Genomic DNA, 20,230 nt, shown 5'->3' with positions numbered 1-20,230 from the left:
CTTATGCTAAGGTCAAAGCATCAACAACAGCCTGCCCCATTTCTGACGTCGATACTTTTTTCATGCCTTCAGAATAAATATCTCCGGTACGAAGACCTTGATCCAAAACTTGACTTACCGCTTGCTCGACATTAACCGCCAAATCTTCGCGACCAAGACTATAACGCAACATCATAGCTGCAGATAAGATGGTTGCTAAGGGGTTTGCCAAATTTTTACCCGCAATATCTGGGGCCGAACCATGACTAGGCTCGTACATACCCTTGTTATTGGCATCCAAAGAGGCTGACGGTAGCATCCCAATAGAACCGGTTAACATTGAAGCTTCATCAGATAAAATATCACCAAACATATTGCCAGTGACAATCACATCAAATTGCTTAGGATTTCTAACCAATTGCATGGCTGCATTGTCAACATACATGTGAGTTAATTCGACTTCAGGGTAGTCTTTAGACAAGTCTGTCATAATTTCACGCCAAAGCTCTGTAACTTCCAATACATTTGCCTTGTCAACAGAACACACTTTTTTATTTCGTTTCATCGCCGCTTGGAAAGCCACATGACCAATGCGCTTGATTTCAGATTCAGAATATACATATGTGTTGTAGCCTTGGCGCTCACCGTTTTCTAATGTACGGATACCGCGTGGTTGTCCAAAATAAATGCCACCCGTTAATTCACGAACAATCAAAATATCCAACCCTGAAACGATCTCTGGCTTTAGCGTGGAAGCATTAGCTAATTGTGGATACAAAAAAGCAGGACGCAGATTGGCAAAAAGACTCAAGCCCGAACGTAAACCCAGCAAGCCTTTTTCAGGACGCACAGAAATATCTAATGACTCCCACTTATAACCGCCTACTGCACCTAACAAAATTGCATCAGCATCTTGAGCAGCCTTCACTGTAGCCTCTGGCAAAGGATGGCCTGCTGCATCGTAGCCTGCTCCACCAACCAAACCTTCGGACATATCAATATCCAAACCATGATGCGTTTTAAGAACTTCTAAGACCTTAACCGCCTCCGCAACAATCTCTGGGCCAATACCATCACCAGGTAACAATAATACTTTTTTTGTCATAATCCTAATTCCTAACTTATTTATTCGCAAATAACCAAGGCGCTTGTTGACGGCGCCTCATTTCATAATTCTTGATATCTTGCTGATGCACCAGAGTCAAACCTATATCATCTAAGCCATTTAGCAAGCAGTGACGCCTAAATGAATCGACTTCAAAAGCGATTTCAACCTTATCAGGGGTTGTTAATACCTGACGTTCCAAATCAACATCTAATCGGTAACCTTCCTGAGAGGCCACTTGCTGGAATAAGTTATCAACAACAGCCTCAGGCAATACAATAGGTAAGATACCATTTTTGAAACAGTTGTTAAAAAAGATATCTGCAAAACTGGGGGCAATGACTACATCAAAGCCATAATCCTTTAGTGCCCAAGGGGCGTGTTCACGACTAGAACCACAACCGAAGTTTTCACGTGCCAGGAGTATTTTGGCCCCTTGATAACGAGCTTGGTTTAGAACAAATTCCTGATTCAAAGGTCTATTCTCACAGGACTGCCCAGGCTCACCAACATCCATATAACGCCATTCATCGAACAAATTAGGACCAAAACCGGTTCGCTTGATCGATTTTAAAAACTGCTTAGGAATAATGGCATCTGTATCAACATTAGCACGATCCAATGGGGCCACAATCGCATTTAATCGATTAAACTGCGTTAAGCTCATACTAAATCCCCCATCAACTCACGTACGTCAACAAAATGCCCTGCAACCGCTGCAGCTGCTGCCATTTGCGGGCTTACCAAATGAGTACGCCCCCCGGCTCCCTGACGCCCCTCGAAATTTCGGTTGGAGGTAGAAGCACAATGTTTTTTGGCAGGAAGACGGTCTGCATTCATTGCCAGACACATAGAACAACCTGGATTACGCCACTCGAAACCCGCTTCTATGAATATCTTATCCAATCCTTCCGCTTCCGCTTGCTGTTTAACCAAGCCTGAACCCGGCACAGCCAATGCCTGTTCAACATTGGCGGCTACTTTTCTTCCCTTAAGCACCTGTGCAGCGGCACGTAAATCTTCAATACGCGAATTAGTACAAGATCCAATAAAGACATAATCAATATGAATATCCTTGATTGGCATATTTGCCTTCAGGCCCATATAGTCTAAAGCGCGCTGAATTCCTGATGACTTTACCGGATCTGCCTCATGATTAGGATCGGGCACACGACCGTTAACATCCACCACCATTTCTGGTGAGGTACCCCAGGTTACTTGAGGTTGAATTTTCGAGCCATCAAGATTGACTACCTTATCAAAAACGGCGTCTTCATCTGATTTTAAGTTAGACCAATTGGCAACAGCGGCATCCCAATGGATCTCGCTAGGTGCAAAGGGACGACCTTTAACATAATCAATTGTTTTCTGATCCACAGCCACCAGGCCTGCTCTTGCACCCGCCTCAATCGCCATATTACAGACCGTCATTCGACCTTCAACGGACATATCCCGCATAACCTGTCCACCAAACTCAATCGCATAACCCGTTCCACCTGCAGTACCTATTTCACCAATAATAGCGAGAACCACGTCTTTAGGCCCCACGCCAGGCTGCAGTTCACCATTCACACTGACCAGCATATTCTTCATTTTCTTTTGAATCAAACACTGGGTAGCCAGCACATGCTCAACTTCAGAGGTTCCAATACCATGAGCCAGCGCGCCGAGCGCTCCGTGAGTCGATGTATGGGAATCACCACACACCACCGTCATACCAGGAAGTGTCGCCCCCGACTCCGGGCCGACGACATGAACTATGCCCTGTCTTGGATCACCCATGCCGTACTCGATAATGCCAAATTCACGAGTATTGCTATCGAGTGTCTGAACTTGAATACGAGAAATCGGGTCTTGAATACTCTCAACCCCACCCTCCAGGCTTGTAGTAGGTACATTATGGTCAGGGGTAGCCAGGTTGGCATCAACACGCCAAGGCTTTCGCTCAGCTAGTCTTAAACCCTCAAAAGCTTGAGGTGAAGTCACCTCGTGCAAAAGCTGACGGTCGATATAAATCAATGCTGTACCGTCCTCTTCCTGACGCACAACATGATCATCCCACAACTTATCGTAAAGTGTTTTTCCTGCCATAATCATCCTATTACTCAATTCAGTTATTTAGTCATTTTATTGTTAGGCTATTTGATATAGCGCTTTTTTATAAATAACTTAAAATTATATCATTTCACCCCTTTCATAACCTAGTAAAATACCAAGATCGCTTACATCAAATCTAAAAACCACAAAAACCAAAATTTATGAGCTATCAAATAAAAGAAGTATTTTATTCCCTTCAGGGCGAAGGCTATCACACTGGAAGACCGGCCATTTTTTGCCGCTTCAGTCAATGCAATCTATGGACCGGACGCGAGCAAGATAGGCATCAAGCCATCTGCTCGTTTTGCGACACCGATTTTATTGGCACCGATGGACAAAACGGCGGACGCTTTGATAACGCAGAATCGCTCAGTCAACACCTTATGCAATTCTGGCCTACAACGACCGCTCAACCCCCTTTCGTTGTATTAACCGGTGGCGAGCCACTTTTGCAAGTTGATCAAGCACTAGTCGACAGTCTTCATCAACACGGTTTTTATATTGCCGTTGAAACAAATGGTACGAAAACTCCACCAAAAAAAATAGACTGGATTTGTGTAAGCCCGAAGGCCGGCGCTCCCTGGCTTCTCACAGAGGGCAATGAACTTAAGCTAGTCTATCCTCAAGTTGGATTAATGCCGGATACAATTCGTATAAATGGTTTTGAACATTATTATTTACAACCCATGGATGGTTCGACACAACAACAAAACCTTAAAAACGCCATTAGCTACTGCCTAGCAAACCCCACCTGGAAATTAAGCTTACAAACACACAAAATTATGGGCATTGACTAAAACCCTCACCATTACAACCAGGCCTGGTTATAGAACTAAAAGGACAAAAATATAAATGTGGAATGAAAAGTACGATAGGGATGATTTTTTGTATGGCACTGAGCCTAATGATTTTTTAAGAGTTGCCAGTTTAGTTCTGCCTGAACAGGCAAACTTATTAAGCCTAGCAGAAGGAGAAGGGCGCAATGCTTGTTATTTAGCAAGCCAAGGCCATAAAGTTACAGCCGTAGACGCATCTGAGATCGGCCTAGAAAAAGCCAGCATTCTAGCTGAAATAAAAAAGGTAGAACTCTATACTGAGTTAGCCGACCTAGCCGACTACGACATGGGAGAAGAAAAATGGGATGCGATTATCGCAATATTCTGCCACCTGCCACCTGAACTACGAAAAACAGTTGCAAAACGCATTATTAAAGCCCTGAAGCCGGGAGGTTTTTACATTTCAGAAGTCTATGCAAAAAAACAGCTAACAAATGAAACCGGAGGACCAAAAGATATTAACCTACTTATAGATCTGGAAGAAATCCAAAAAGAAATGTTTGGCTTAAACTGGATCCATTCACAACAAATAGAGCGTGAGATTTTTGAAGGAAGCGGACACACAGGTAAAGGATGGGTTAGCCAAGTAATAGGTCAAAAACCTAGTTAAAAGTTAGATACTCCTGCTGGCCTGCCTGTTTTGTCAACCATAATAATAACGCGCCGGTTTAATGAGCGACCATAGGCATTATCATTTGGGGCAACAGCTTCATTATCTGCTCGCCCTTCAATAGTAACCAGATCCTTGTCCACCCCCATATAGATAAAGGTTCTGCCTACGGTGGCCGCACGTGATGCTGACAACTCCCAGTTTGATGGAAACTGCAAGGTGTTAATCGGGACACTATCGGTAAATCCAGTAATTCTAATTGCTTGACCACGGCCAGCTAACGTTTCTCCGAGCAATTCTAACTGAAGCCGAGTTCGGTCATTAATTGTCGCACGACCACTCTCAAAAAAACTGTCGGAACGCAATGTAATCTTTGTATAGTTGGGTGTATCCTCAATATCAATATCTTTAGGATCAACACGCGCCATTGCCTGCTGAATTTCCTCAGTTGATACTGGAGGCTTCAAATCTAAGGGGTTTAGCTCAGAACCTAATATACTGGCAGTCTGCTGATCAAGCATCGAAGTTTTTTCACCCATCAGCGACTCAACAAAGGTATCTCTATCCGCAGGATCCACCACTGAAATTAACCACATCACCAGAAAGAAGACCATTAAGACGGTCATCAAATCAGCTAAAGCTATCTTCCAAGATCCACCATGCGCACCGCCTTCATCATGCCCGGAACCTCTGCGACGAGCCATTAAAAAAATCCTTCCATATTATTAGTTTCGCGGCAATTCATATTCTGGCGGAATACGTTGGCGGGCAATTTCAACCGCTAAGCTTGGTGATACACCATTGGCATAAGCGTCAAGATATGCAGCAATCATTTCAAGTAGAGCACGCTCCTGACGGTTCATCACCTCAAGAAAGTGCGTAAAAGGAGCAACAAATGCAAATGCCAAAAATATACCCATTAAAGTTCCAACCAATGCCGCCCCCACAGATTGGCCAATTAAGGCAACATCCATTTCACCACCTAATAACGTCATGGTCATAATAACCCCCATAATCGCAGCGATAATACCAAAGCCCGGCATCCAGTCTGCAATCTTTCCGGTGGCCTTAGGAACCTCCATTCTTGAATTATAGATTGCATCTATCTGTTCAATTAAATGAGACTCAAAACTCTGGCTCTGCGGTGGATTAAGCAATAAATAGCTAAAATTATCTATAACAAACTTTTTCAAAACTCGGTGTTTTAGAACCCTAGGATAATTTCGGAAAATCGGGCTAGAATCAGGGACGAAAATATGTTTTTCCAATGCTAAAATACCACTTGCCCGCCCTGTTCTCACCAACTCATCTAGTAAACCTAAAGCTTCAGCATACAACTTTTTATTTACAGGTTCACCCCCAAAAACACGACCAACACTTGCCAAGGTTGCAAACCAAACATGCATCGGAGCAGAAAGCATAAATGCGCCTAACGCAATGCCCAAAATCACCACCAACTCAGCAGGGTGCCATATCGCTGATAAGTTGCCGCCCATTAGCAAGAAACCGCCAAGGAAGCTTAAAAAAACAATAATAATTCCGAAAGGTTTGGCTAGTGTGCTCATTGGCTCCATTTCACTTTGTTTTGTCAGTGAGCTTAACTGTCATGCTCACAATCTACTCTGCTAAACGAATCTGACTTAATTCCCTCAAAGTCCTTGGGAGCGGTAATCCGCGTTTTGCACGATCAGATAAGGCTTCTTCTAGCGATGAAGCACCGAATGTTTTTATATAACTACCCGCTACAAGCTCAAGTTTAGAGCCTGGCTTACAACTAAAAACTGCATTGACCGACTCCCCTTTTGGTAACTGGATTAACTTATTCCCCTTACCCTTGTTTAACTTAGGTAACGAGGAAGATGGAAAAACTAATAATCGAGGTTCTGAAGTAGCCACAACCACCCATCCATCCTCAATTAACTTACAAGGAGCTAGTACTTGTGCATTTTCTTCCAACGTCAGCAGCGCTTTACCCGATTTAGTTTTTGAAATTAAATTAGTATAACCCGTCACAAAACCATAGCCGGAACTTGAAGCCAGAAGCACCTTATCTGTCAGTTCACCCATTATGACTTGACAAATCATTGCCCCCGTTGGCAATGTAACGCGACCTGAGAGGGGCTCTCCATGACTTCTAGCTGAGGGTAAACTATGGCCAGCTAAACTATAAGCTCGGCCCGTGGTATCAAAAAACACCGCCATTTGACGAGAATGCCCTTTTATCTGAACCGAAAATCCATCCCCAGACTTATAGGCAAGCTGCTGACCATCAACATCATGACCTTTTGCTGCTCTAACCCACCCATTTAGTGAAAGCACCAAGGTTACAGGCTCAGACGGCAACAAATCTTGTTCACTCATGACTTTAGCTGCAGACGCTTCAACCAATGGCGAGCGTCGGTCATCGCCATAAATTTTAGCATCTGCGATTAACTCCTTCTTGACCTGGGTTTTTAACCTCGCTTCGCTCGATAAAATTAACTCCAATTTACTGCGCTCAGCATCCAATTCAGACTGTTCTGCTCTAATTTTAACTTCTTCAAGCTTGGCCAAATGCCGCAATTTTAACTCAAGTATCGCTTCTGCTTGAATTTCCGTTAAATTAAAATGCGCCATTAATACTGGCTTGGGCTTGTCTTCTTGACGAATAATCGCTATCACTTCATCAATATTTAGAAAAGCAATTAACAGGCCATCAAGAATATGCAAACGATCTAACACCTTATCTAAACGGTATTGCAATCGACGTCTTACGGTTTCAACTCGGTAGATTAACCATTCATTAAGCATATCGAACAAGGACTTAACCTGAGGGCGCCCATTTAAACCAATCACATTCAAGTTCACGCGATAACTGCGTTCTAAATCAGTAGTCGCAAAAAGATGAAGCATTGTTAACCCTATGTCCACCCGCTTAGATCGGACCTCAATCACCAATCTCGTCGGATTCTCATGATCCGATTCATCGCGCAAATCAACCACCATAGGCAGTTTCTTAGCCCTCATTTGTTGCGCAATTTGCTCCAACACTTTTGCCCCTGAAACCTGGTAAGGCAAAGCAGTCACCACAATATTAACACCCTCCTCAACGTCATAGGCTGCACGTTGACGGATTGATCCCTGCCCCGTTCTGTAGGTTTGCTTTATCTCATCGCGCGGCGTAATGATCAACGCTTGATTAGGATAATCAGGACCAGGCACTAAATCAAATAGCGCCTCTTCTGAAATTTTGGGGTTTTCAATCAAAGCCACGCATGCATCAACAATCTCAACTAAGTTATGCGGGGGAATATCTGTTGCCATGCCTACAGCAATACCCGATGTGCCGTTTAACAAAATATGAGGCAATCTAGCAGGCAATACCTGAGGTTCTGAAAGCGTGCCATCGAAGTTTGGCACCCAGTCAACAGTTCCTTGATCGACTTCTTCAAGCAACGCTTGAGCAAACTTTGATAATCTAGATTCTGTGTAGCGCATCGCAGCAAAGGATTTAGGATCATCGATTGAACCCCAGTTGCCTTGACCGTCAACAATTGGATAACGGAAAGAGAAACTCTGCGCCATCAACACCATAGCTTCATAACAAGCACTATCCCCGTGTGGATGAAATTTTCCTAACACATCCCCCACTGTACGAGCAGATTTTTTATATTTTGATGTCGCCTTTAAGCCCAACTCGGACATCGCGTAAATAATGCGACGCTGAACAGGCTTCAGTCCATCACCCAAGTGTGGCAAGGCTCTATCTAAAATCACGTACATCGCATAATCAAGATAGGCTTTTTCAGTAAACTGAGCAACACTCTGTTGCTCAATACCCTCATAGTTTATTAAATTCTGAGACACATTAACCCTTGATGATGAACGGTATATTAATCTTTTGACATTTTACCCATGGCGCAGCTAACAAATGATTTTGCTTTGGCACCGACTGAACTCAAACCCTCAACACTGCCCTGCTCGGGATAACCCAAAGCCAACAAAAGAGCTTTAATAGCTGTAAGTTGCTCTTCATCCGCATCAAAACTCACCCAACCTTGCTGATAATCAACCGTAACTTGGCTTACGCCATCTAATTGAGATAACTTTGATACAATAGTATTTGCGCAGCCACCGCATTTAATATTTTCCAATCTTAACCTATGCAGCATACTTGCTCCTAGCTTTAATGAGTGAACACATGAATATCTTAACAGAGAAACCCCGCACTGGCGCCGAAAAACGCGCTGCAAAAAGAGCTAATCTGGACAAACCGGCAACCATGAGGGTTAATGAAACCGAAACCACGGTCCGAATTGTCAATATTTCAACTACAGGATTAGGCTTAATTAGCACTGAACACCTGACGCCCAAAAGCCTAGCTGAAATCAATCTAAATTTATACTTCTATAACGAGCTAACCCATCTTAAGCTGACCGCTATCGTGGTTCACTCAACCCCAGTTCAAGAACAATTTCTAATTGGTCTATCACTATGTGACCTTAATCCTTTTTCATTTCGAGTGATCAATCAGTTCGTCGAACTGCATGGCTAGTTCTCATGCCGATGGGATCTATTTCTCCAAGATTTCGTCTCAATAACTTGTTTGGCCGTTTTAAACGATCTTATTTTTTTTACCGGTTTTTGTAAAAGTAAATTGTTTGGAAACACTAGTGTATTACCATCTTGATCGCGCAAATGAATCTGAAACAAGCCTATTTCAATTAATTCACCTTTAACCGAATTGACCCCATCAATAATTTCAATCTTATCCCCGACCCTTGCTGGAAAGTTAAAAAACACAATCACGCCAGAGGTTAAATTACTCAATATAGACCACTGCGCAAAAAGTGCCACACCAAGGACAGCCAACACCGAGGTCGTCACTACCCAAAGCCCTCGATAATCGACCCCCCAAATCATTGAGATAACCAGGGTCAAAAAGACTGCGAGCATTATTTTCAACAACCAAATAATTTGCTCAACTCTGTTTTGATGCTTCTTGTGATCTGCGGCCCACTGTCTAATAAACGAAGAGCCCAGCTTCAACAAGAATATGAAGCCCAGAACAGTCAACAATGAAAGCAACAACTGAAACAACCAGCGATATTCGATTAGCATTATTGTCTCCACTACTCCACCCCAAATGATGACGCTATAAGTCAGTAGGACTGTTCAATATGGTGCTTAAATGTTTGTAAATCACTTTTAAGCTCATACATAAGATTATTGCTTGTCTCAGGAGTATTCGTATTGGATTTTGACGACTCGAGAGGAACAAATTTAGACTGTGCAAGCCTTGCCTTCGCACCGGGAATGGTATAACCCTGTTCGTGTAACAGAATTTTTATCTCCATTAGCAGCACTACATCTTGCTTTTGATAATAGCGCCGACCTCGGCGCTTATTTGGATTTAGTTGCGGGAAAACCTGCTCCCAATAGCGTAAAACATGGGACTTCAGTTGGCAAATCTCACTGACTTCACCAATGGTAAAGTATTTTTTATCAGGGAGATCAATTTCCAACTGCAAAGACTGTGACATGTTAATTACTCATTGCTATCAATTTTAATTCTGAGTTTTTGCCCTGGTTTAAAAGTAACTACACGTCGCGCCATGATAGGTACTTCTTCACCTGTTCTTGGGTTACGACCAGGTCGCGAACTCTTATCCCTAAGTTCAAAGTTTCCAAACCCTGAAATCTTAACACACTCCCCACCCACCAAAACATCAATAATTTCTTGAAAAAAGTCTTCAACCAGCTCTTTTGCTTCTCGCTTATTGAAACCATAAACATCCGCAAGGGTTTCAGAAATTTCTGCTTTTGTTAACGTTGCCATTATTTTCCTTTGTTTAACTTATCTCAGCTCGGCCGCTAGCGTTGATTTGACATGCTCAATAATCTTTTGGGTTAACTGCTCTACCTCTTCATCCTGAAGGGTACGATCTTGATGTTGAATTTTCAAACTTAATGCAACACTTTTATCCGAATTAGCGACGCCCTGCCCCTGGTAAACATCAAAAACCTGAATCTCTTTTAATAAAGTTGATTCAACTTGCTTAACATGTTCAACCAGCGTCTGCACAGCAACGTCACGTTTAATTACAAATGCTAAATCACGTTGTACTTCAGGAAACTTAGAAACACCTGTTACCTTTGGAACCTGAAGAGTCAATAAACTATCTAAAAATATCTGAAACATAAAGACCGCGCCATTAACACCAAACGGCTTCTGCCACTGTGGATGCAGTTGACCCATAATACCAATTCGACGATCTCCATACATAATAGCGGCACACTGACCAGGGTGAAACTCAGGTGACTGTGTAGCAGAAAAGTGAACTCGACCATGTAGATGACTCATCGCTAAAAGATTTTCGACATCACCTTTTAAATCAAAAAAATCAACTTTTCGATTATCATTGGCCCAACCCAGTGGATGTACTTCCCCAGCAATCAAACCACCTATCACCGCAGTTTGCTGAATTTCATTCTCCTCTAAGCTAAACATCAAGCCTGTTTCAAAAATACGAACTCGCGATTGCTGACGTTTTTGGTTATAGCTTAGGCTTTGCAGTAATCCAGGAAACAATGATGTTCGCATTGCACGCATATCTTCAGAAATTGGGTTTTGCAATAATACGTAAGGAATCTCAGGTGAAAGTTTTTGCAAAGCCTGCTCTTCAACAAAGCTATAGGTTATTACTTCATGATAGCCACGCTGCAACATAGCTTGACGCAATAAATGTGTGTCCTGCTCTGACTCTGGAAGAGGTTTTAGATTCAAAGGCATACCAACCTGACTATCCGGGAGGTTGTTGTAGCCATAAACCCTCGCCACTTCTTCAATAAGATCGACTTCAATTTGCATATCAAATCGATAGCTAGGTGCTGTCACCAACCAACCCTGTTCATTTTCTCTGACTTCACAACCTAAGCGTAGCAGCAAATCGGTGACAAAATTATCTTCAATTTGCGCACCTAACAATTTATGTAAACGTGCTCGGCGTAAAACCAGTTCAGCAGGTTCTGCAATCGCATCTTGGTCAACACAGACCACCCATTTTGAAACCTGTCCACCAGCAATATCAGTTAATAACTGCATAGCGCGATTCAGTGCACGCTCGGGTAACTTGGGGTCAACACCACGCTCAAAGCGGTGAGAGGAATCAGTGTGCAAACCATATTGACGTGCCTTGCCAACAATAGCCAATGGAGAAAAATGTGCACATTCAAAAAACAAGCGCTGCGTACTGTCCGTTACCGATGTCGCTAAGCCACCCATAATACCCGCTAACGCAATCGCACCAGAATCATCAGCAATCACTAAAGTCTGCTGATTTAAATTCAATTTTTTGTCATCAAGGGTGACTAACTGTTCACCCGCTTGGGCATAACGCACCTGCAATGTTCCGGAAAGCTTATCCGCATCAAAAGCATGCATCGGTTGACCCAACTCCAACATAACATAGTTGGTAATATCTACCGTTAAACTGATCGGCCTTACACCAGAGCGCTCTAAACGCCGAACCATCCAATCCGGTGTTTGAGCAGAAGCCCTATAACCCTCAACAATACATCCCAAATACTTTGGACATGCTTGACTATCATGTACCTCAATTGTCTGAGAACACTCCCCATGCACTGAAACTTCCTGCTGCGGGTAAGGTGTGCTAAATGATAAACCACTGATCAGGGCAACCTCTCGTGCTAGACCCTCAACACTTAAACAATCAGCACGATTCGGTGTTAGATCAACATCAATCATGACATCATTCAATTGTAGGTAGTCACGAATATCAACACCGACAGGTGCATCCAACGGTAACAGCTTTAAACCATCATAATCCTGCTCCAAGCCTAACTCTTCACCTGAGCACAGCATGCCCATCGATGCAACGCCACGCAATTTAGCCTTTTTAATTTTAAAATCACCAGGTAAGATTGCACCCACCACAGCACAAGGAACCTTGATACCTGGTTTAACATTGGGTGCACCACAAACAATCTGCAACAATTCACCTGAGCCAATATCAACTTTTGTAATATTTAACTTTTCAGCATCAGGATGTTTCTCTACTTGGATGACTTCAGCAATGAAAACACCACTAAATTTAGGGGCTATCGGTGACAAATCATCCACTTCCAAACCGGCTAAGCTTAGTGCTTCAGCCAGCGTTTGTGTATCCCAATCTGGGTTCACCCATTCTCTTAACCATTGTTCGCTTAATTTCATTCGACTCACTCATTCTTTTATTTTCGGATTCGACCTTTACCAGGCCTGGTTATTTAAACTGACGTAAAAACCGTAAATCATTTTCGAAGAACAGCCGTAAGTCTTTAACGCCATAGCGCAGCATAGCTAAACGCTCAACACCCAGCCCAAATGCTAATCCGGTATAAACTTCGGGATCGATCCCCACATTGGTCAACACATTCGGATGCACCATTCCACACCCTAAGACCTCAACCCAACGTCCCTCACCAAACAAATCTGTAGCAATATCTACTTCGGCAGAAGGTTCAGTAAAAGGGAAATAAGACGGTCTAAATCTTGTTTTAAGACTTTCATCTTCAAAGAAATGTCTCAAGAAGTCCGTAAGAAGGCTCATTAATTGTGCGAAATTAGCATTCTTCTCAACAATTAAACCTTCAACCTGATGGAACATAGGGGTATGTGTTTGATCCGAGTCACAACGATAAACCCTACCAGGTGCAATAATACGAATAGGAGGTTGATGATTTTCCATGATACGAATCTGGACACCTGAAGTATGGGTTCTCAGCACCCTTGAAGCATCAACATAAAAGGTATCATGCATTGCCCTTGCTGGATGAGTTTCAGGAATGTTTAAAGCACCAAAATTATGCCAATCATCTTCGATTTCGGGGCCGGTAGCGACTTCAAAACCAGACCGCGCAAACAAGGTTTCAATGCGTCTTAAAGTTCGTGTTACAGGGTGCAAACCGCCCAAGTCAGCGCCACGACCAGGCAGGGTCACATCCACCGACTCTTGTGAAAGTTTTTCTGCCAGTGCTGCGGCTTCAAGATGCGACTTTTTTTCAGTTAAGAGTTGTTGAATAGCATGCTTAGTATCATTAATAAGCTGACCAGCTAAGGGTCGCTCTTCAGCCGACAAGCCCCCTAGAGTTTTCATTAACTGTGTGACTTGCGCTTTTTTACCCAAAAACTCGACACGTAATTGCTCAAGACTTGACAACTCCCTTACAGAAGCGACTTTTTGTTTAACTTGATCAAGCAGATCTTGCAAGATTGGTTGCATGGTTTTTTCCTAGCTAGATAAATAGTATTGCTAAATTGTTTTAATTACGCACCAACAGATTGAAAACAAATTAGCAATATCATTTGACAAAAAAGGGGCTTACGCCCCTTAATTATCAAGATATAAACTTGACTTACACTAATGCCGCTTTTGCTTTCTCTGCAATTGCAGCAAATGCTGGTGCATCATGGATCGCAATATCAGATAGTACTTTACGATCTACTGCAACACCCGCCTTGCTCAAACCATTAATAAAACGGCTGTAGGTCATACCATTAATACGAGCTGCCGCATTAATACGTGCAATCCATAAACGACGGAATTGACGCTTTCTTTGACGACGGTCACGATATGCATATTGACCCGCTTTGATAACTGCTTGATTAGCTGTCGTAAACTGCTTGCGACGGGCACCATAATAACCCTTCGCAGCCTTCATTACTTTTTTGTGCGCAGCACGGGCTGTAACGCCTCTTTTAACTCTTGCCATGTCTCAAAACTCCTTGACTATAAGTACGGTAACATACGACGAACCATAGCCACATCATGGTCATGGATCATGTTAGGCGCACGCAACTGGCGCTTACGCTTAGTTGATTTTTTAGTCAGGATATGACGCAAGTGAGATTGTTTACACTTGAAACGGCCTGAACCAGTTTTTTTGAAGCGCTTAGCCGCGCCACTGTGTGATTTAATTTTTGGCATGTCAAACTCCGCATTTGGATGAATAAGATTCACCATCTTTTCATCTGCCTCTTAAACAAACGACTACTTAGATATTATCAAAGCAGCCAGTCGGAACAACGAACAGCACTGAGGGAGCTGCACCAGTCAACAGATAACTAACATTATCTGAAGCCGATTGTTGTAGTGGCTATAGATTTCTCTATTTGCCTTTTTTTGTTGGCGCGATCATCATTTGCATTTGACGACCTTCCATCTTAGGTTCTTGTTCAACGGTGGCTACCTCTTGAACATCTACCTTGATGCGATCCAACATCTTCATTCCCAGTTCCTTATGAGTGATCTCACGTCCACGAAACCAAATGGTAACTTTGACACGATCACCCTGTTCAAGAAAACGCATCAGGTTGCGAAGCTTTACCTGATAATCTCCTTCCTCAGTTCCTGGGCGAAACTTAACTTCTTTTACTTGTACTTGCTTCTGATTTTTCTTGGCTTCGTGCTGTTTTTTCTGTTGCTGATAAACAAACTTACCATAGTCCATTATTCTGCAAACGGGAGGATCTGCTTTCGCTGCAATCTCAACAAGATCCAGGCCTGCTTCTACAGCCTGTGCTAATGCTTGTTTAGTAGGCACAACGCCTACCTGCTCACCATCCTGATCAATTAATCGTACTTCTTTTGCGTTAATTGCCTCATTGATGTTGTCTTTTGGTGCTTCTGGTTGTTGTGGTCTCGGTCGACCTCTTCTTACAGCGATAGTTTTATCCTCCAACTAATTTTTTACTGCTGCGGTGTTTGATCCCTACCTAAGCAAGCTATATCACGCATCAATAAATCAATTAATGCTTCAAAACTATAGCTTCCAAGGTTATCACCACCACGTGCTCGAACATTCATTGTGCCATCGTTCACCTCTTGGTCACCTGCAACCAAGATATAGGGAACACGCTGCAATGTATGTTCACGAATTTTAAACCCAACCTTTTCATTTCTCAAGTCTGTTTCGACTCTAAACCCCTGTTTTTTCAGTTTTTCTGCAAATTGAACCACATAATCGGCATGGTTTTGAGATATGGGGGCCAAAACAAGTTGAACTGGTGCCAACCAAGTAGGGAACTTACCCTCATAATGTTCAATCAAAATACCTACAAAACGCTCCAACGAGCCCAATATCGCTCGATGAATCATAACAGGGTGATGCTTTTCATTGTCGTTACCAACATAAACTGCATCTAAACGATCTGCATTGGTCATAGAAAAATCAAGTTGAATTGTGCCACACTGCCAAACCCGCCCGATACAATCCTTCAAACTAAATTCAATTTTAGGGCCATAAAAAGCACCTTCGCCCGGTTGCAATTCATAGCTTAAGCCAGCATCCTTTAATGTCTCTTCTAATGCTTGCTCCGCCTGATCCCATACCTCATCTGACCCCACTCGCTTTTCAGGTCGAGTTGAGAACTTGACTTCGATATTATCGAAGCCAAAGTCTGCATAAGTTTGATAAACCAGATCGATACATCCCTGAACTTCAACTTTAACCTGATCAGGGGTACAAAAGATATGTGCATCATCCTGCGTAAAAGAACGCACACGCATTAGACCATGTAACGTACCCGATGCTTCGTTTCGATGCACGGTACCAAATTCAGCCACACGAACAGGTAAGTCACGATAACTATGAAGTTGACGATTATAAACCATAATATGCCCTGGACAATTCATAGGCTTAACTGCATAGTCACGATGTTCAGTATGGGTGGTAAACATATTGTCTTTAAATTTATCCCAGTGCCCAGACTTCTCCCACAAAACCCGATCCATAATAAATGGCGTGCGAATTTCTTCATAATCGTGATGCCGTAGTTGTTCGCGCATATAATCTTCGACTACACGGTAGAGCGTAGTGCCTTTTGGATGCCAAAACGCCATACCTGGAGCAATATCTTCGATATGAAATAAATCTAGCAATTTACCCAGCTTACGATGATCCCGCTTTTCAGCCTCTTCCATCATCGTTAAATACTCATCCAGCTCTTGTTTTGAGCGGAAAGCCACACCATAGATGCGCTGTAACATTTTATTATCTGAGTCGCCACGCCAATAAGCACCCGCTAAATGAGTCAACTTAAAGGCTTTGATATGCGACATATTCGGCACATGCGGACCGCGACACATGTCAACATACTCTTCATGGTGGTACAAACCGAACTCTGATTCTTCAGGCAAATCAGCAACCAACTCAAGCTTGTAGTCTTCTTTGCGAGCACTAAAAATGTCAACAACATCAGCCCTTGGCGTCATTACTTTTTTGACAGGATAACTGGTTTTAGCCAACTGCTTCATTCTTGCTTCTAATGCGACCAAATCATCAGGCGTAAGGGAAACTGGCGTCTCAACATCATAATAAAATCCGTTTTCAACCACTGGCCCAATCGCCATCTTGGCTTCTGGATGAAGTTGCTTTAATGCATGCCCCAAAAGATGTGCACAAGAATGACGCATAATGTGCAAACCATCATCATCTTTAAGCGTAACAATTTGCAGCATAGCATCATCAAAAACAAGGTCTGATGCATCAATCAACCGACCATTGACGCGCCCTGCAATCGTCGCCTTGGCCAATCCGGCACCAATATCCTGGGCAACCTGCATCACCGATACAGGGTTGTTGTAATTCCTTTTAGAACCATCTGGCAAAGTAATGACTGGCATAACGATCTCACAAACAAGTTAAATGTTAAAAACAAGCTGGAAATTATAGCATAGCATCAATTAGCAACATTAATCTTTATTGTAAAATTTAGAAAGCGTCTGATATAAGGTATCTGGGTTAATTGGTTTTGTTATATGACCTACCATACCCAACCTTTGACAACGCTGCTGCTCTTCAATCATAGCATGCGCAGTCATTGCAACAATCGGCAAGCCATCATATCGAGCTTGGGCTTTTATTTCCTCAGTAGCTGTATAACCATCCATTACTGGCATTTGTAAGTCCATTAACACCAAATGAAAGGCATCCGCACCCAGGTCATTCAATATATCCAAAGCCTTTTGACCGTTTTCAGCTAGCTTAACACTCACTCCTTTAGCTTCAAGAAGCTTTCTTGCCAACAACTGATTTACCAAGTTATCCTCAACAAGCAATATCGACATTCCTTCAAGCCCTAATTGCTCACCATTTTCAGAAGGCTTCGCTTTACGAGGCGACTGCTTTAATAAAACTTCTTCTATATCCCTCGGCATTAAGGGCTTCATCATCACACGCTTTGCTCCCAGCCTTACTGCGCGTTGAAAAAGCTGATCCGAATCAAACGCAGATACAACAATCAACTCAGGCTTTGCGACGATCCAGCGATCAATTTCGCGCAGCAAGCTTTCACCATCCATCTCAGGCATAACCCAGTCAACAAAACAATAATCAAACTCTTCCGCGCGTTTCTTAAGTACCTCCAAAGCCTTCGCACCGGAATCAACAGCCTCAACAGCAACACCATAATGACCTAACATCTCCACCATGACCTGCCTTGCGACAATTTGGTTATCAACAACCAAAGCACGTAAGTTAGATGGCAGAGACTTCTTGGACAAATCACTCTCATCAAAAGGTTTAGCCACCTCAAGCTTCACGTCAAAACTAAAGCGAGATCCACGCCCAGCCTGACTCTCAACCTGAATACGCCCTCCCATTAACTCAACTAATTTTTGGGAAATTGTCAAACCCAGCCCCGTACCACCAAAACGACGCGTTGTTGAATTATCAGCTTGGTTAAACTCCTGAAACAGGTTTTTTATCTGCTCAGCACTCATCCCAATTCCAGTATCTTCGACACTAAAGGTCAAAACCACGCACGCAGGTGCACCATGACCAATCTCCGTTACCTCAACGGCCAACCTAACATACCCCTGCTCAGTAAACTTAACTGCGTTTGACAGCAAATTAGTTACCACCTGGCTTAGACGAAGCGGATCACCCTTAAAGTGACTATAGCGCTTAATCAAGTCAGCATCCTTAATATCAAGCAACAACTCAACCCCCTTCTCTCCGGCCTTCTGCCTTACCATGACAAGAGAATTAGTCAAAACATCCTGCAGACTAAAATCAACCATTTCAAGCTGCAACTTTCCAGCCTCAACTTTTGAAAAATCCAAAATATCATTAATGATTCCGAGAAGTGACTGACCCGCAATATGTATTTTATTAACATAATCGTACTGACGCTCATCAAGATCGGTTTTAAGGGCAAGATAAGCCATTCCGATAATGGCATTCATTGGCGTGCGAATTTCATGACTCATGTTGGCTAAAAACATCGACTTAGCCTTACTCGCCTCAGTTAGTTGAACATGCGTTATTTTCAAATCCTCAATAGCCGCATTTAACCCCTGTTGTAACTTTGCAAGATCACCCTGATACTCACCCTGCATCTTGCGTTCAAAGTCACCATTAGCTGTTGATGAAATTGCCTTATTCGCCTCACTCAGCGCCTCTGCCCAACAAGACAATAAATTATTAAAACTGCGCTGCATCTGACCAAATTCATCCTGACGCTGACATGCTGTCTGCTGATCAAAACGCCCGCTCTCCATCAAGCCCACCATCATGCCTGTCATTCCCCGCAACGGCTTGATAACCCTCTGCCTCAAATCCCACAACAAAACAAAGGTAAGCAACAAAAGAATCAACAAAATCCCGACATTAATGCTAATCAAGGACTGCTTGATAGCGGCAACTTCAGCCAGCACAGGTTGTGCATCCAACAATAAAACATTCTTTCCAATCTCAACCCCATTATTGTCAATCACTGAATCAACAACCATAATTTTACCATCTACCAAAACAGGAGCGGTCTGCCCGTTCACCAGGTGCCAGTGTGATTTAATAAAATCAGCGGTATCTAAGTCAAACCATTCCTTGTGTGCCAACAAATACCCGGATGGAAATTCCATGTTGCCTTGATAGGCACGGGGCAGCCGCCCTTGAGTCCTGTTGGCAACTGCCTGCTGATCAATGACCATTACCCATTCAACACCTTGCTCTTTTAGTGCTCGAACAACAGAACCCACACCCTGAGTCAAAGACACCAACCCCACCATCTCACCTAAATGATAGACCGGAGAGAAGCCAACAATACCCACCCCAGCATTACCTACCCCAAAAGCAGCTGCTGCTCGCCCTTCCCGCATCACCTTAGCGCCCAATGGATGAGGAGCCACCTCGCCCCAAAACCCGGCATCCCATGAACGTGCCATAATGATGCGATTCATATCAATTACCTGCGCTGTTACACACCTAAACTGCGATACTCGTGCATAATCTTCACGCATCTCACTTAAGCCAGACAGCATCAAATCCCGATCATCAAAAAACAAACCTTCTTTTATGCGTTCATCTCGAGCAATTGATGCCCCCATACTCACAACCGACTCTTCCTTCGACTCCAACCTTAAAGCTAATTCTTTGAGCGCTAGTTCTGCAGCCTGATCAAATGCCTTGCTAGTTTCCGGTTCAACCGTAGTGTAATAAAAAGCGACACTTATCCCTGCCATAACTAGCAAAGTCACCAATAGAGATCTAACAATCATTGAACTAAAAAGCGAACTAGAAATTTTTTCTTTAATCTGGCTGAACAACATCGGCTAGGCACCA

The 20,230-nt window shown here is 43.1% G+C and carries 20 protein-coding genes; 3 read left to right on the top strand and 17 right to left on the bottom strand.

Annotated elements, in window-relative coordinates; all coding sequences use genetic code 11:
- Position 1: 1 nt before the first annotated feature.
- Genes leuB through leuC form a run of 3 tightly spaced genes read right to left on the bottom strand, consistent with a single transcriptional unit; the run spans position 2 to position 3,175 of the window.
- The gene (gene leuB / locus JX580_RS02795) at positions 2 to 1,084 is read right to left on the bottom strand and encodes a 3-isopropylmalate dehydrogenase (protein ID WP_248851282.1); all 1,083 of its coding nucleotides are present in this window, start codon (positions 1,082 to 1,084) and stop codon (positions 2 to 4) included.
- A gap of 16 nt (positions 1,085 to 1,100) precedes the next feature.
- The gene (gene leuD / locus JX580_RS02790) at positions 1,101 to 1,751 is read right to left on the bottom strand and encodes a 3-isopropylmalate dehydratase small subunit (RefSeq protein ID WP_248851281.1); all 651 of its coding nucleotides are present in this window, start codon (positions 1,749 to 1,751) and stop codon (positions 1,101 to 1,103) included.
- Positions 1,748 to 3,175: a 3-isopropylmalate dehydratase large subunit gene (gene leuC / locus JX580_RS02785; RefSeq protein WP_248851280.1), complete on the bottom strand. Its 1,428-nt coding sequence runs from the start codon at positions 3,173 to 3,175 to the stop codon at positions 1,748 to 1,750. Before leuC ends, leuD begins: the two co-directional genes overlap by 4 nt.
- A 167-nt stretch (positions 3,176 to 3,342) precedes the next feature.
- Between leuC and queE the strand changes: the two genes are divergently transcribed.
- Both queE and JX580_RS02775 read left to right on the top strand, forming a co-directional pair.
- Complete coding sequence (gene queE / locus JX580_RS02780) at positions 3,343 to 3,978, top strand: 7-carboxy-7-deazaguanine synthase (RefSeq protein WP_248851279.1); 636 nt, start codon at positions 3,343 to 3,345, stop codon at positions 3,976 to 3,978.
- A gap of 55 nt (positions 3,979 to 4,033) precedes the next feature.
- Positions 4,034 to 4,627 (top strand): class I SAM-dependent methyltransferase, encoded by a 594-nt coding sequence (locus JX580_RS02775; RefSeq protein ID WP_248851278.1) that lies wholly within the window; start codon positions 4,034 to 4,036, stop codon positions 4,625 to 4,627.
- On the opposite strand, the gene JX580_RS02770 is transcribed toward JX580_RS02775, so the two are convergent.
- From JX580_RS02770 to JX580_RS02755, 4 genes are read right to left on the bottom strand one after another with little or no spacing between them, the layout of a single operon-like run.
- The gene (locus JX580_RS02770) at positions 4,624 to 5,331 is read right to left on the bottom strand and encodes an OmpA/MotB family protein (RefSeq protein WP_248851277.1); all 708 of its coding nucleotides are present in this window, start codon (positions 5,329 to 5,331) and stop codon (positions 4,624 to 4,626) included. The two genes, JX580_RS02775 and JX580_RS02770, sit on opposite strands and share 4 nt — an antisense overlap.
- A gap of 21 nt (positions 5,332 to 5,352) precedes the next feature.
- The gene (locus JX580_RS02765) at positions 5,353 to 6,192 is read right to left on the bottom strand and encodes a motility-associated protein (protein WP_248851276.1); all 840 of its coding nucleotides are present in this window, start codon (positions 6,190 to 6,192) and stop codon (positions 5,353 to 5,355) included.
- 52 nt (positions 6,193 to 6,244) lie between these two features.
- The gene (gene parC / locus JX580_RS02760) at positions 6,245 to 8,473 is read right to left on the bottom strand and encodes a DNA topoisomerase IV subunit A (RefSeq protein ID WP_248851275.1); all 2,229 of its coding nucleotides are present in this window, start codon (positions 8,471 to 8,473) and stop codon (positions 6,245 to 6,247) included.
- A gap of 26 nt (positions 8,474 to 8,499) precedes the next feature.
- Positions 8,500 to 8,778, bottom strand: a complete 279-nt coding sequence (locus JX580_RS02755) for a heavy-metal-associated domain-containing protein (RefSeq protein WP_248851274.1) — start codon at positions 8,776 to 8,778, stop codon at positions 8,500 to 8,502.
- Positions 8,779 to 8,807: 29 nt separating this feature from the next.
- Between JX580_RS02755 and JX580_RS02750 the strand changes: the two genes are divergently transcribed.
- Positions 8,808 to 9,161, top strand: coding sequence for a PilZ domain-containing protein (locus JX580_RS02750; RefSeq protein WP_248851273.1), 354 nt, complete (start codon positions 8,808 to 8,810; stop codon positions 9,159 to 9,161).
- Here JX580_RS02750 and JX580_RS02745 read toward each other — a convergent pair.
- The 10 genes from JX580_RS02745 to JX580_RS02700 form a co-directional block, all read right to left on the bottom strand.
- Positions 9,158 to 9,727 (bottom strand): mechanosensitive ion channel family protein, encoded by a 570-nt coding sequence (locus JX580_RS02745; protein WP_248851272.1) that lies wholly within the window; start codon positions 9,725 to 9,727, stop codon positions 9,158 to 9,160. The two genes, JX580_RS02750 and JX580_RS02745, sit on opposite strands and share 4 nt — an antisense overlap.
- A gap of 41 nt (positions 9,728 to 9,768) precedes the next feature.
- Positions 9,769 to 10,149, bottom strand: a complete 381-nt coding sequence (locus tag JX580_RS02740) for a MerR family transcriptional regulator (RefSeq protein ID WP_248851271.1) — start codon at positions 10,147 to 10,149, stop codon at positions 9,769 to 9,771.
- Positions 10,150 to 10,154: 5 nt separating this feature from the next.
- Positions 10,155 to 10,445, bottom strand: a complete 291-nt coding sequence (locus tag JX580_RS02735; RefSeq protein WP_248851270.1) for an integration host factor subunit alpha — start codon at positions 10,443 to 10,445, stop codon at positions 10,155 to 10,157.
- A gap of 18 nt (positions 10,446 to 10,463) precedes the next feature.
- On the bottom strand, positions 10,464 to 12,842 hold the full coding sequence (pheT, locus tag JX580_RS02730; RefSeq protein WP_248851269.1) for a phenylalanine--tRNA ligase subunit beta: 2,379 nt from the start codon (positions 12,840 to 12,842) through the stop codon (positions 10,464 to 10,466).
- A gap of 49 nt (positions 12,843 to 12,891) precedes the next feature.
- Entirely contained in the window at positions 12,892 to 13,890 is a 999-nt protein-coding gene (gene pheS, locus JX580_RS02725; RefSeq protein ID WP_248851268.1) for a phenylalanine--tRNA ligase subunit alpha, read from the bottom strand.
- 133 nt (positions 13,891 to 14,023) lie between these two features.
- Entirely contained in the window at positions 14,024 to 14,380 is a 357-nt protein-coding gene (gene rplT, locus JX580_RS02720) for a 50S ribosomal protein L20 (RefSeq protein WP_248851267.1), read from the bottom strand.
- Positions 14,381 to 14,397: 17 nt separating this feature from the next.
- The gene (gene rpmI / locus JX580_RS02715; RefSeq protein WP_013835962.1) at positions 14,398 to 14,595 is read right to left on the bottom strand and encodes a 50S ribosomal protein L35; all 198 of its coding nucleotides are present in this window, start codon (positions 14,593 to 14,595) and stop codon (positions 14,398 to 14,400) included.
- Positions 14,596 to 14,776: 181 nt separating this feature from the next.
- Positions 14,777 to 15,334: a translation initiation factor IF-3 gene (gene infC / locus JX580_RS02710; protein WP_349251696.1), complete on the bottom strand. Its 558-nt coding sequence runs from the start codon at positions 15,332 to 15,334 to the stop codon at positions 14,777 to 14,779.
- Between the two features lie 23 nt (positions 15,335 to 15,357).
- Positions 15,358 to 17,292, bottom strand: coding sequence for a threonine--tRNA ligase (thrS, locus tag JX580_RS02705; protein ID WP_248851265.1), 1,935 nt, complete (start codon positions 17,290 to 17,292; stop codon positions 15,358 to 15,360).
- A gap of 69 nt (positions 17,293 to 17,361) precedes the next feature.
- Positions 17,362 to 20,130: a response regulator gene (locus tag JX580_RS02700; protein ID WP_248851264.1), complete on the bottom strand. Its 2,769-nt coding sequence runs from the start codon at positions 20,128 to 20,130 to the stop codon at positions 17,362 to 17,364.
- Between the last annotated feature and the right edge of the window lie 100 nt (positions 20,131 to 20,230).

The organism is Thiomicrospira microaerophila, assembly GCF_023278225.1.
Taxonomy (GTDB): Bacteria; Pseudomonadota; Gammaproteobacteria; order Thiomicrospirales; family Thiomicrospiraceae; genus Thiomicrospira; species Thiomicrospira microaerophila_A.
The sequence above is the reverse complement of the archived record's forward strand: the minus strand, read 5'-3'. Positions and strand labels throughout refer to the sequence as shown.

Coding starts and splice junctions, on each gene's coding strand:
- leuB (WP_248851282.1), bottom strand. CDS start 1,084: ATGACAAAAAAAGTATTATTGTTACCTGGTGATGGTATTGGCCCAGAG.
- leuD (WP_248851281.1), bottom strand. CDS start 1,751: ATGAGCTTAACGCAGTTTAATCGATTAAATGCGATTGTGGCCCCATTG.
- leuC (WP_248851280.1), bottom strand. CDS start 3,175: ATGGCAGGAAAAACACTTTACGATAAGTTGTGGGATGATCATGTTGTG.
- queE (WP_248851279.1), top strand. CDS start 3,343: ATGAGCTATCAAATAAAAGAAGTATTTTATTCCCTTCAGGGCGAAGGC.
- JX580_RS02775 (WP_248851278.1), top strand. CDS start 4,034: ATGTGGAATGAAAAGTACGATAGGGATGATTTTTTGTATGGCACTGAG.
- JX580_RS02770 (WP_248851277.1), bottom strand. CDS start 5,331: ATGGCTCGTCGCAGAGGTTCCGGGCATGATGAAGGCGGTGCGCATGGT.
- JX580_RS02765 (WP_248851276.1), bottom strand. CDS start 6,192: ATGAGCACACTAGCCAAACCTTTCGGAATTATTATTGTTTTTTTAAGC.
- JX580_RS02755 (WP_248851274.1), bottom strand. CDS start 8,778: ATGCTGCATAGGTTAAGATTGGAAAATATTAAATGCGGTGGCTGCGCA.
- JX580_RS02750 (WP_248851273.1), top strand. CDS start 8,808: ATGAATATCTTAACAGAGAAACCCCGCACTGGCGCCGAAAAACGCGCT.
- JX580_RS02745 (WP_248851272.1), bottom strand. CDS start 9,727: ATGCTAATCGAATATCGCTGGTTGTTTCAGTTGTTGCTTTCATTGTTG.
- JX580_RS02740 (WP_248851271.1), bottom strand. CDS start 10,149: ATGTCACAGTCTTTGCAGTTGGAAATTGATCTCCCTGATAAAAAATAC.
- JX580_RS02735 (WP_248851270.1), bottom strand. CDS start 10,445: ATGGCAACGTTAACAAAAGCAGAAATTTCTGAAACCCTTGCGGATGTT.
- pheT (WP_248851269.1), bottom strand. CDS start 12,842: ATGAAATTAAGCGAACAATGGTTAAGAGAATGGGTGAACCCAGATTGG.
- pheS (WP_248851268.1), bottom strand. CDS start 13,890: ATGCAACCAATCTTGCAAGATCTGCTTGATCAAGTTAAACAAAAAGTC.
- rplT (WP_248851267.1), bottom strand. CDS start 14,380: ATGGCAAGAGTTAAAAGAGGCGTTACAGCCCGTGCTGCGCACAAAAAA.
- rpmI (WP_013835962.1), bottom strand. CDS start 14,595: ATGCCAAAAATTAAATCACACAGTGGCGCGGCTAAGCGCTTCAAAAAA.
- thrS (WP_248851265.1), bottom strand. CDS start 17,292: ATGCCAGTCATTACTTTGCCAGATGGTTCTAAAAGGAATTACAACAAC.
- JX580_RS02700 (WP_248851264.1), bottom strand. CDS start 20,130: ATGGCAGGGATAAGTGTCGCTTTTTATTACACTACGGTTGAACCGGAA.